Annotated in this window: 12 protein-coding genes and 4 tRNA genes; 3 read left to right on the top strand and 13 right to left on the bottom strand. The window is 63.8% G+C overall.

Going from position 1 to position 9,262, the window contains the following annotated elements:
• The 5 genes from Mrose_RS19815 to Mrose_RS11665 all read right to left on the bottom strand — a co-directional run.
• On the bottom strand, positions 1-123 hold a 123-nt coding region (locus Mrose_RS19815; protein ID WP_245970005.1), incomplete at its 3' end, for a GTP-binding protein.
• Positions 124-221: 98 nt separating this feature from the next.
• Positions 222-297: transfer RNA gene (locus tag Mrose_RS11680), tRNA-Thr, on the bottom strand.
• Between the two features lie 56 nt (positions 298-353).
• A tRNA-Gly gene (locus Mrose_RS11675) sits at positions 354-429 on the bottom strand.
• A gap of 75 nt (positions 430-504) precedes the next feature.
• Positions 505-590 (bottom strand) — tRNA-Tyr (locus Mrose_RS11670).
• A 14-nt stretch (positions 591-604) separates the two neighbouring features.
• A tRNA-Thr gene (locus tag Mrose_RS11665) sits at positions 605-680 on the bottom strand.
• Positions 681-900: 220 nt separating this feature from the next.
• Between Mrose_RS11665 and Mrose_RS11660 the strand changes: the two genes are divergently transcribed.
• Positions 901-2,244, top strand: a complete 1,344-nt coding sequence (locus Mrose_RS11660; protein ID WP_119278441.1) for an MBL fold metallo-hydrolase — start codon at positions 901-903, stop codon at positions 2,242-2,244.
• 96 nt (positions 2,245-2,340) lie between these two features.
• On the opposite strand, the gene Mrose_RS11655 is transcribed toward Mrose_RS11660, so the two are convergent.
• From Mrose_RS11655 to lipB, 3 genes are read right to left on the bottom strand one after another with little or no spacing between them, the layout of a single operon-like run.
• Positions 2,341-2,778, bottom strand: coding sequence for a DUF3054 domain-containing protein (locus tag Mrose_RS11655; RefSeq protein ID WP_119278439.1), 438 nt, complete (start codon positions 2,776-2,778; stop codon positions 2,341-2,343).
• 8 nt (positions 2,779-2,786) lie between these two features.
• Positions 2,787-3,764 carry a lipoyl synthase gene (gene lipA / locus Mrose_RS11650; RefSeq protein WP_119278437.1) on the bottom strand — a complete coding sequence of 326 codons (978 nt, stop codon included), beginning with the start codon at positions 3,762-3,764 and terminating at the stop codon, positions 2,787-2,789.
• Positions 3,761-4,483 carry a lipoyl(octanoyl) transferase LipB gene (gene lipB, locus Mrose_RS11645; RefSeq protein ID WP_119278436.1) on the bottom strand — a complete coding sequence of 241 codons (723 nt, stop codon included), beginning with the start codon at positions 4,481-4,483 and terminating at the stop codon, positions 3,761-3,763. Before lipB ends, lipA begins: the two co-directional genes overlap by 4 nt.
• A 112-nt stretch (positions 4,484-4,595) precedes the next feature.
• Here lipB and Mrose_RS11640 point away from each other — a divergent pair, with 112 nt between their 5' ends.
• Positions 4,596-5,153 (top strand): YIP1 family protein, encoded by a 558-nt coding sequence (locus tag Mrose_RS11640; protein WP_119278434.1) that lies wholly within the window; start codon positions 4,596-4,598, stop codon positions 5,151-5,153.
• A 49-nt stretch (positions 5,154-5,202) separates the two neighbouring features.
• Positions 5,203-5,847: an MOSC domain-containing protein gene (locus tag Mrose_RS11635; protein ID WP_119278432.1), complete on the top strand. Its 645-nt coding sequence runs from the start codon at positions 5,203-5,205 to the stop codon at positions 5,845-5,847.
• Between the two features lie 54 nt (positions 5,848-5,901).
• Here Mrose_RS11635 and Mrose_RS11630 read toward each other — a convergent pair whose 3' ends face one another.
• The 5 genes from Mrose_RS11630 to rpsF all read right to left on the bottom strand — a co-directional run bounded on the left by Mrose_RS11630 (position 5,902) and on the right by rpsF (position 9,151).
• Positions 5,902-7,020, bottom strand: a complete 1,119-nt coding sequence (locus Mrose_RS11630) for an aminotransferase class I/II-fold pyridoxal phosphate-dependent enzyme (RefSeq protein WP_119278430.1) — start codon at positions 7,018-7,020, stop codon at positions 5,902-5,904.
• Between the two features lie 141 nt (positions 7,021-7,161).
• A complete protein-coding gene (rplI, locus tag Mrose_RS11625) occupies positions 7,162-7,611 on the bottom strand; it encodes a 50S ribosomal protein L9 (protein WP_119278428.1) in 450 nt (149 codons plus the stop codon).
• Between the two features lie 10 nt (positions 7,612-7,621).
• Complete coding sequence (gene rpsR / locus Mrose_RS11620) at positions 7,622-7,906, bottom strand: 30S ribosomal protein S18 (protein WP_119278426.1); 285 nt, start codon at positions 7,904-7,906, stop codon at positions 7,622-7,624.
• Positions 7,903-8,736, bottom strand: a complete 834-nt coding sequence (locus tag Mrose_RS11615; protein ID WP_119278446.1) for a single-stranded DNA-binding protein — start codon at positions 8,734-8,736, stop codon at positions 7,903-7,905. Before Mrose_RS11615 ends, rpsR begins: the two co-directional genes overlap by 4 nt.
• Positions 8,737-8,851: 115 nt before the next feature.
• Positions 8,852-9,151 carry a 30S ribosomal protein S6 gene (gene rpsF / locus Mrose_RS11610; protein ID WP_119278425.1) on the bottom strand — a complete coding sequence of 100 codons (300 nt, stop codon included), beginning with the start codon at positions 9,149-9,151 and terminating at the stop codon, positions 8,852-8,854.
• Positions 9,152-9,262 lie beyond the last annotated feature (111 nt).

Below are 9,262 nucleotides of genomic sequence, written 5' to 3'. Positions count from 1 at the left end.
GGGGTTCGCCGCCGCCGCTACAAACGTGATCGCCGCCGTCAGCGTCGTCTTCCCGTGGTCCACGTGCCCGATCGTCCCCACGTTTACGTGTGGTTTCGTCCTCTCGAATACACCCTTCGCCATGGTTGCCTCCTTTGGCTTCCGCTGCCGGTGAGGCGAGCGCCACACCTTTTCATTTGCACGCCGCCCGTAGCGGTGACCGGGCGGCGCTTGTACTGCTATGGAGCTCGGGATCGGGCTTGAACCGACGACCTCACCCTTACCAAGGGTGTGCTCTACCAGCTGAGCTACCCGAGCACTCCAGCGCTAGCTTACCTCCGACTGTGCCGCTCATCAGCAGCACGGAGATAAAGTGGAGCGGGAAATGGGACTCGAACCCACGACCCTCTGCTTGGGAAGCAGATGCTCTACCAACTGAGCTATTCCCGCACATGACGCTCTCGCGCTACCTCTAGCTTACAGCTTAGAGCCAACCAGTGCCATAGGCGCGCCTCAAGAGGCGTATGGTGGGCAGGGATGGATTCGAACCATCGAAGGCTTGCGCCAACGGTTTTACAGACCGTCCCCTTTGGCCGCTCGGGCACCTGCCCCCACTTTTGAATTTTGGAGCCACCCATCGGAATCGAACCGACAACCTTCCGATTACAAGTCGGGTGCTCTACCAATTGAGCTAGGGTGGCCCGCCTCGTTGGTATTCCCGATGGTTGGCGTGGACTAAGGGCTCGAACCTCGTCCGAGCGAATAGGTTACACCAGGGATAAGGCGCTGTCAAGGCAAGAGAATGCGCTGCTAGAGGCAGTTCCCCACACAACAGGCCATTTTGGGCGCGAAAATGCGGGGGTCGAAGGCGATTAATAGCATCCTGAGCGGCAGATTGCTGGCCGGTGGTAGATTAGCTCCATGCGCCTTACGCCCTATGGAGCCGCCAAGACCGTCACCGGAAGCTGTCATCTGGTTGAATACCAAAATTATCGCTTGTTGCTGGACTGCGGAGCTTACCAGGGCTCCGAAGACGACCGCAACAACGAGCCTTTTGGCTTTGAGCCAGCAACGATTGATGCGGTGGTGATCTCTCACGCCCATCACGATCACATTGGGCGCTTGCCGCTGTTGATCCGGCGGGGCTACAAAGGCAGGGTTTACACCACCAGGCCCACACAGCTCTTTCTGCCGGTGATCCTCGAGGATTCCCTGCACCTCATGAGCGAGGAGCGTGACCGCCTGGTGCGCAAGGGCAAGCAGCCCCCGCCCCTGAACTGGGACGAAGCCGATCTGCGGGAGCTATATACCCGGCTCGAGGTCATCCCGCTGGAGCAGAGCCTCGAGTTCGGCCCCTTTCAGGTACGGCTGGGCGACGCGGGCCACCTGCCGGGCAGCGCCTTCATCGAGGTAAGGGCGGGAGGAAAACGGCTGGTCTTCAGCGGCGACTTAGGCCACGGCGCCAAGGAAGTGCTGCCCGATCCCAAGGACGCCGCTCCCGCCGACCTGGCGCTGTGCGAGGGGACCTATGGCGACCGCTCGCACCGCCCCTTCCCCGAAACCATCGCCGAGTTCGCCCACATTCTCTCGGAGACCCTGGGCAAGGGGGGCAAGGTCTTCATTCCCAGCTTCGCCCTCGAGCGCACTCAGGAAATCCTGTTCTACCTGCGCGACCTCGAGGAGAAGCGCCAGATCCCCAGCGTCCCGGTCTTCGTCGATTCACCCATGGCCTCCAGGATCAGCGACATTTACCCCTCGGTGCGCGAATACTTCAGCGAGGAAGTGCAGGCGCTTTACCGCCAGGGACGCGATCCCTTCAGGCCCAGGGGGCTGGAGTACACCCAGAGCGTGGAGGACTCCAAGGCCCTCAATGAGCTCGAAGGTCCCCTGGTTATCATCGCCGGGAGCGGGATGCTGGCCGGAGGTCGCATCCTGCACCACCTGCGCCACGGACTGCCGGAAGAGAACAACGCCCTGGTGATCATCGGCTACCAGCCCAGGGGCGGGCTGGGACGGCTGCTGATCGAAGGAGCCCAAAGGGTACGCATGTTCGGCGAGGACGTGCCCGTGCGGGCCCGCACCCACACCCTCGGCGGCTTCTCCGGCCACGCCGGGCAGGACGAGTTGCTGCGCTGGCTGCAAGGCGAGCAGCGGGTGGCGCTGGTGCACGGGGAGGCAGACAAGCTCGAAATCCTGCGGCAAAAGCTCGAGCAGCGGAATACCCGTGCTTTCCTGGCGGAGTGGGGTCAGGCGATCGAGATTTGATACCAGATTCGGTTAGACGATTATCTTTTTGAATCCGGCATGATGCGATTGTCCTGCGCCGAATGCAAGACGCCGTGGGGTCGCGGTTTTGGGCGCTCAGCGTTTAACGTTTGGCTCACTTTGGCCCTGATGCAAGCGCCACAGCAGAGCCAATCCTCGCCAGGCCAGGAGCAAGGCCAGGGTCGAGGCCAGTGCTACACCCCAGAAGATGAAAAAGCCCAGGTTGAAGTCTTTGCCTAGGGCCAGGAAACGAAAGAACACCCCTGCTGAGACCGCCAGTGCCCAGTTGAGCAGCAGATTGCACCAGGTGGGGCGGGTATAGGTGCGCAGGAAGGGAGCGAGCAAAAACCAGACCACCAGGACGGGCAGGGAATTCTCGAGAAAACCCCTCCAGGCTGCGGCCAGGCCGCTCAGGGTGCCGTGTATTCCCTGCCCGATGAGGGCGAAGAGCACGAGGCAAAGGGCGTCACCTCGAGCCAGCAATCGCCCGAACGGGTTCCTATGGTGTTGGGCGGTGGAAGTGGATTCGGTCATGCGCGGTACTAGATGCTCTGCGTCGCCTCGAAGAAGACCTTCTCGGCGCGGTAGGAACTGCGCACGAGCGGCCCGCTGAAGACCTCCATGAAGCCTTCTTCGTAGCCCCACTCGGCGTAGGTGGCGAACTCCTGGGGGGTCACGTAGCGCTCGACGGGCAGGTGATGTTTGGTGGGGCGCAGGTACTGGCCCAGGGTGAGGATATCCACGCCCACCGCCCGCAGGTCGCGCATGGCCTGGCGGATCTCCTCTTCACTCTCGCCCAGGCCCAGCATCAGGCTACTTTTGGTCAGCACTTCGGGGCGCACCTTCTTGGCGTGCTCGAGCACCTTGAGGGTCTGTTCGTAGCCCGCACGGGGGTCGCGCACCCTGGGCGTGAGGCGGCGCACGGTCTCGAGGTTATTGGCGAAGACCTCCTGACCACCCTCGAGCACGGTCTCGACATCGCGCAGATTGCCCCGGAAATCGGGGGTCAGGGTCTCGACCTTGACCTCGGGGTCGCGCTGCTTGATCTGGCGCACGCACTCGGCGAAGTGGAAGGCCCCGCCGTCGGGCAGGTCGTCGCGGTCAACGGAGGTGAGCACCACGTACTTGAGCTTCATCTCGGCCACGGCCTCGGCCACGTGGACGGGCTCGAGGGGGTCCACCCAACCCCTGGGGTTGCCGGTATCCACCGCGCAGAACTTGCAGGCGCGCGTACAGATGCCGCCCAGCACCATGATGGTCATGGTGCCATGGCCCCAGCACTCCCCGATGTTGGGGCACATGGCCTCCTGGCAGACGGTGTGCAGCTTGAGCCGCTGGGTCAGGGCCTTGAGGCGAGTGTAGTTTGGCCCGGTGGGCACGGTGGCGCGTAGCCAAGCAGGTTTGTGGCGGTCGACGGGCTCGGGGCGCTCCTGGGCCACGCCCTTGTGGATGACCTTGAGTTCGATCATCCCGCCGGTGGCGAAGTCTTCGAGCTGGACGGTCTTGATGTTGTCACTCATGTAAGCTCCCTCGGAGCGTCGTACGTCGCGCGTCGTACGTCGAACGCCGGAAATTCCCGTTCAAAGGCAGCGATCACACGCTCGGCTACCTCTTCCATGCTAACTTCCCGGCCCAGCAGCTTTTGCAGGCTGGTCACGCCCTTGTCGCGGATGCCGCAGGGCACGATGAGGTTGAAGTCCTCGAGGTCGGTGTTGACGTTGAGCGCGAAGCCGTGAAAGGCCACGTCCTGCTTGATGGCCACCCCGAAGGCGCACAGCTTCTCCTCGAGGTCGGGCCAGGAGGGGATGGGGGCTGGCCGCCTCACCCACACGCCCGCGTAGCCAGGGCTGGGAAAGGTCTCAATGCCGTAACTGGCCGCCACCTGCATGATGGCTGCCTCGAGCCGGCGCAAGTAGTCGCGCACCCGCCGCCCCACCGGGAAGATGGGATAGCCCACCAGTTGGCCGGGGCCGTGGTAGGTCACGTCGCCACCCCGCTCGATCCAGTACAGCTCGATGCCCTGAGCCCGGTACTGCTCCTCGCTCAGCAGCAGGTTTTCGCCGGTGGCTCCCCGACCCAAGGTGATGGTGCGGGGGTGCTCGAGCAGCAGCAGCGTAGGGGGCCGCGCACCCGAGACGACCTCGGCGTGGACTTGTTTTTGGTAATCCCAAGCCTGGGCATAGGGCACCCGGCCCAGGCGCTCCACCCGAAAGGGTACTTCGCTCACGTCCTCTAGCATACGCCGGGGTGGGCGCTCTTTGGAGCCAGAGGACACTTTCCTCGAGCGTCCCTTACCATCTGGGATACAATCAAGCTGAACTCTGTTCAAGGTCCTGCCGGGAGGAATTCATATGAACCCCAGCCCCTCCATAAGCCAGACCATCAGCACCATGCTCGGCCAGAGCCTGCAGGTGCTCACCAAGCCCAGCGTGGCCACCTTCGAGCAGTACGAAGCCAAGGGGACCTTGCGCGAAGCCCTGATCTACGTGCTACTCGCTGCCATCATTGGGGCGCTGGGAAGCTTGGGCGGCGGGATCACGGCCTTTCTCAACAGCATCATCGCCACGGCGGCGGGCTTCCTGGTCTTCACCTATCTGATCTACGCCATTGGCAAAAACCAGGGCGGCACCGGCAACCTCGACCACGTGGCCTACACTTTCGCCCTATTCTGGGCCCCAATTTCGGTGCTCTTCGGCGTCCTCACCCTGCTCCTGATCATCACCATCATCGGCATCTTCCTCCTGCCCCTGGTGATCCCGCTGGCCCTCGCAGTCAATGTTTACTTCGCCTACTTGGCGGTACAGTCGAGCATGAACCTCAGCGAAAGCGGCAAGATCTGGATCACCCTGATCACGGCAGCGGTGGGCATCTTCCTGATCAGCCTGGTAATCAGAGCGATTTTGAGTTGAGGCTCGAGCCGCTGGGTTGCCCTGAACCATCTCTGCTAGCATGAGCCCCATGCACCTGATCGCGGTCAATATCGGCAGGGAGCGGCAAGTGCAGGTGGGGGAGCGCACGGTGCGCACCGGGATCTACAAGACGCCGGTGACGGGCAGGGTACGCCTCGACGCCTTCGGCCTCGAGGCCGACGTGGTAGCCGACGCCAAGCACCACGGCGGGCGCGACCAGGCGGTGTATGCCTACAGCGCCGAGGACTACGACTGGTGGGCCGAACAGCTTGGGGAGGCACTCGAGCCCGGCACCTTCGGTGAGAACCTCACCCTCTCCTCCTTCGGTCGCGAGCCGGTGAGGATAGGCGACCGCTTCCGCGTAGGCGAGGTGCTGCTAGAGGTCACCGCCCCGCGCATCCCCTGCGGGGTTTTCGCCACCCGCATGAGCGACCTCGAGTGGGTCAGGAAGTTTCGCCAGGCCCGCCGGCCCGGTTTCTACGCCCGTGTGCTGGTGAGCGGCCAGGTCCAGGCGGGCGACCCTCTCGAGCGCCTTTCCACCCCCCACGACTACCCCACCCTCACCGAACTCTTCGAGCTGCACTATGCCAGGAACCCCGACCCCGCCAGAGTCCGCCGGCTGCTCGAGGCCCCCATCGCCGAACGCGCCCGCCGGGACTGGGAGCGCTGGCTCGAGCAGTTCGACCAAGCTTAGAACGCCTGCCACCGAAGCCCTGTGGGCTCAATGGGGAATTGCTGCCCAAAGGGTTTACCGTGGCTCCAAGAGGGAGAGGAAGCGCTCCAGCCGCTCGAGCGCCTGCGGCATGTCCTTCCGCCCGAAGCCTAGCCGCAGGTGGCCGGGAAAATCGTAGACCGTGCCCGGCACCATCAGCGTGCTCTGCTCCTCGAGCAGCCGGAGCACGAAAGTGTCCACGTCCATAGGCAGCTCGAGCCTGGGGAAAGCGATGGGCCCGGCCACCGGCCTGACCCACCGCAAAGCCCCCGACCAGCGCCGGAAAAAGCCCTCCAGCAGCGCGAGATTCCGATGGACGATCTCGAGGTTGCGCGCCAGCAGCTTTTCCCGCTGCCGCAGGGCCAGCGCGGCCAGAAACTCGGCAGGAGCCGAGTTGCACAGCGAGGTGTAGTCCTTGAGCTCCTGCAAGCGGCGCAGGAGCCCGGCCTCGCGGGTCGCCACCCAGCCGATCCGCAACCCCGGCAGGCCATAGCTCTTGGACATCACGCCCAGGCTGGCAGCTTTGCCGTAGAGGTCGCACACCGCGCTCAGGCGGTGCCGGGGGTGGTGCTCGAGTTCGCGGTACACCTCATCGAAGAACAGCCGAGTGCCCCTGGAACGGGCCAGCTCCACCAGCCGGGCCTGCTCAGCGACGCTCAGGTGGGCCCCGGTGGGGTTGTTGGGGGTGGCCAGCACGATCAGGCAGGTATTGGGGCGCAGCAGGCGCTCGAGCGCGTCGAGGTCGATGGCCCAGCCGTCCTCGAAGCGCAGCGCCCACTCCGAGACTTCGGCCCCCGCCGCCCGCGCCACTTCCTTGTGCGATTGGTAGCAGGGCGTCTGGACGATGACATGGTCGCCGGGGCCCAGCGTTGCCTGCAAGTACCAGAAGATGGCCTCTTCGGCCCCCGCAAAGACCAGCACCTGCTCGGGCGCGATGGTGCAGTAGAGCCCGGTGATGGCCTCGCGCAGCTCAGGGGCCCCCTGGGTCTGGGTGTAGCCCAGCCAGTGCTCGTGAAAGCGCTCGGTCGCGCCGGGCTCGAGCGCCAGCAATTCCCCTATGCTCAGCGACTCGCTGTCGGAAGAGCCCAGCATGTAGCGGGCGCTGAACTCGAAGGGTGCGAAAAAGCGCTCGAGCTTGAACGGTTGCAGGTTCATCGCGTCGCAGTCTCCCCTATCCGCGCCAGCCTGTCCAGCCCAATCTTGCCCTGCTCCGCCACAGAGCGAAAGGGCGGGCCAGTAGCCCACCCCTGCGAACGACGTTTTGCGTTTGGCTATTGGCTATCGACCGCACAGCGCTCAGGCCTTGTCGGCCACCACCACCACCTTGAGGTTCATGGGAACTTCGGGGTGGGGCTTGTAGACCAGGGTGTACTCACCCAGGTCCTTGATGGGCCGCTCGAGCAGCAGGCGCTTGGGGTCGATCTTGATCTGGTGCTGGGCCTCCAGCGCCGAGGCGATCTCGCGGCTGGTGACCGAGCCGTAGATCTTGGTCTCGCCGGCCTTGACCTTGAGCTCGAGGGTCAGGGGCTCGAGAATCTCCTTCAGACGCTCAGCCTCGGCCTTGCGCTCGGCGGCCTTTTTGGCCTGGGCGCGAATCTTGGCCTCGAGGGTCTTGAGGTTGGACTCACTGGCCAACGCGGCGAGGCCACGGGGCAGCAGGTAGTTGCGGGCGTAGCCCGGCTTGACGTTGACCACAGCGCCCACGTCGCCGAGGTTCTCCATGGGTTCGAGCAAAATCACCTTCATGGCTCACCTCTTACTTGCGCACCAGCTTCTCGACGTAAGGCAGCAGGCCCAGGTGACGAGCGCGCTTGATGGTTCGGGCCAGCTTACGCTGCTCTTGGGCGTTGAGGCCGGTACGGCGGCGCGGCAGGATCTTGCCGGTCTCCGACAGGAAACGCCTAAGGATGTCGATGTTCTTGTAGTCGTTGAGGTCAAAGGCCCCAACAGCAGCCGCTACTTTAGGCTTGCGGCCACGACGGGCGCCACGATCGGGGCGTTCGCCCTTGGCGCCTTTAGGAGAGACTTTCTTGGTGCTCAAAAGGGTAGATCCTCCTCCGGTGGGAAATCTTCTAAGCCTTCGTCAATGTCTACCTTGCTCGTACGGCCTCTGGCAGCAGCACTCTTGTCTGCGCCACTGAGGGAAGCGGCTCCACCATTACCGCTTCCACGGGCAAGGCGCTCGAGGCGGCTGGCTTCCACACGGGTGGTGTAGCGCCGCTCGCCGGTCGAGCTGGTCCAGGAGTCGTTTACCAAGCGTCCGATTACAAAAGCTCCGTCGCCCTTCTTGAACTCGGCGGCCCACTCGGCGAGATCGCGCCAAGCCTGGCCCTCGATGTAGTGCACCTTCTCCTGCTCGCCCTGGCGGGTGGTGAAGCGTTCGTTGACGGCGAGGGAGAAGCGGGTCACGGCAGTGCCCTGGGGAGTGTAGCGCAGCTCGGGGTCGCGGGTGAGGTTACCCACCAGCATGACGTGGTTGAGCCCCTCGCGCAGGCGATGCTGCCCGCGCGCGTCGGTGACGGTGAGCTCGCCGCGCTTGCCCTCCAGGCTCACCACCTCCAGGCGATCGGCCCTGATCTCCAGCGTGCTCTTCTTCTGCCCCTCCTGTTCCCAGGAGCGATACTCGAGCTTGCCCTCGACGAAGAGGGGGGTTCCGGCCTTGAGGCCATCGCCCCAGAACTCCGCACTCTTGCCCAGCAGCTTCACGCGGTGATACCAGGGAACCTCGCGGGTGTTGCCCGACTCGTCGATGATGATGTCGTTTCCGCCGAGGTTGAGTTCCAAAACAGCCAGCCCCCCAGGGGTGTAGCGCATCTCCGGGTCTTGGGTCAGGGTTCCAACGAGCATTACGCGATTGAGTCCTCGTGCCATATCGGTCATCCTTCTTCAGCTTGCTTGCGTTCGAGTCATTCTAACTGCTCTTGGGGGCTTGGGCCTGCTTTAGTCGGCTAGGAGCTTGGAAAGGCTTGGAAAAACAAACCCGCCTTCACTTGCGCCACTCGGGGCGGTCACGGATGATCAGCACCCGGCGCACGTTGTCCCGCAGGCGCAGTTCCTTCTCCAGCGGCTGGGCGCTGGCGCCTTCCATCTCGAGGGTGTAGAAGATCACGTAACCCTCGGGGTCCTTCTGAATGGGGTAGGCCATGCGGCGCTGGCCCCACTCGTCGGTGGCTTTGACCGTCGCTCCATAGCGGGCGAGGGCCTGCTGGATGAACTCTTTCTCCACGGCCACCTGCGCAGCGTCGAGGTTGGGGTTGAGCACCAGGTTGAGGTCGTATTGCGGCATATTCACCTCCTTTCCTTCTCGCGGCCCAACCCGGCCACGAGAGCGGGTATGGGCAGGGCAAATCTGTGGTTTCGACGAACCACGCAAGTGCAAAGTATATCAGGCCAGGCT

Origin of the sequence: Calidithermus roseus, assembly GCF_003574095.1 — a bacterium.
GTDB lineage: Bacteria > Deinococcota > Deinococci > Deinococcales > Thermaceae > Calidithermus > Calidithermus roseus.
This window is presented reverse-complemented; position numbering and strand designations above follow the sequence as displayed.

What these genes read in the sequence shown, in the direction of transcription:
- rpsF (WP_119278425.1), bottom strand. Translation starts at nt 9,151, where the DNA reads ATGCCGCAATACGACCTCAACCTGGTGCTCAACCCCAACCTCGACGCT.
- Mrose_RS11635 (WP_119278432.1), top strand. Translation starts at nt 5,203, where the DNA reads ATGCACCTGATCGCGGTCAATATCGGCAGGGAGCGGCAAGTGCAGGTG.
- Mrose_RS11640 (WP_119278434.1), top strand. Translation starts at nt 4,596, where the DNA reads ATGAACCCCAGCCCCTCCATAAGCCAGACCATCAGCACCATGCTCGGC.
- Mrose_RS11655 (WP_119278439.1), bottom strand. Translation starts at nt 2,778, where the DNA reads ATGACCGAATCCACTTCCACCGCCCAACACCATAGGAACCCGTTCGGG.
- Mrose_RS11660 (WP_119278441.1), top strand. Translation starts at nt 901, where the DNA reads ATGCGCCTTACGCCCTATGGAGCCGCCAAGACCGTCACCGGAAGCTGT.
- Mrose_RS11615 (WP_119278446.1), bottom strand. Translation starts at nt 8,736, where the DNA reads ATGGCACGAGGACTCAATCGCGTAATGCTCGTTGGAACCCTGACCCAA.
- lipA (WP_119278437.1), bottom strand. Translation starts at nt 3,764, where the DNA reads ATGAGTGACAACATCAAGACCGTCCAGCTCGAAGACTTCGCCACCGGC.
- Mrose_RS11630 (WP_119278430.1), bottom strand. Translation starts at nt 7,020, where the DNA reads ATGAACCTGCAACCGTTCAAGCTCGAGCGCTTTTTCGCACCCTTCGAG.
- rplI (WP_119278428.1), bottom strand. Translation starts at nt 7,611, where the DNA reads ATGAAGGTGATTTTGCTCGAACCCATGGAGAACCTCGGCGACGTGGGC.
- lipB (WP_119278436.1), bottom strand. Translation starts at nt 4,483, where the DNA reads ATGCTAGAGGACGTGAGCGAAGTACCCTTTCGGGTGGAGCGCCTGGGC.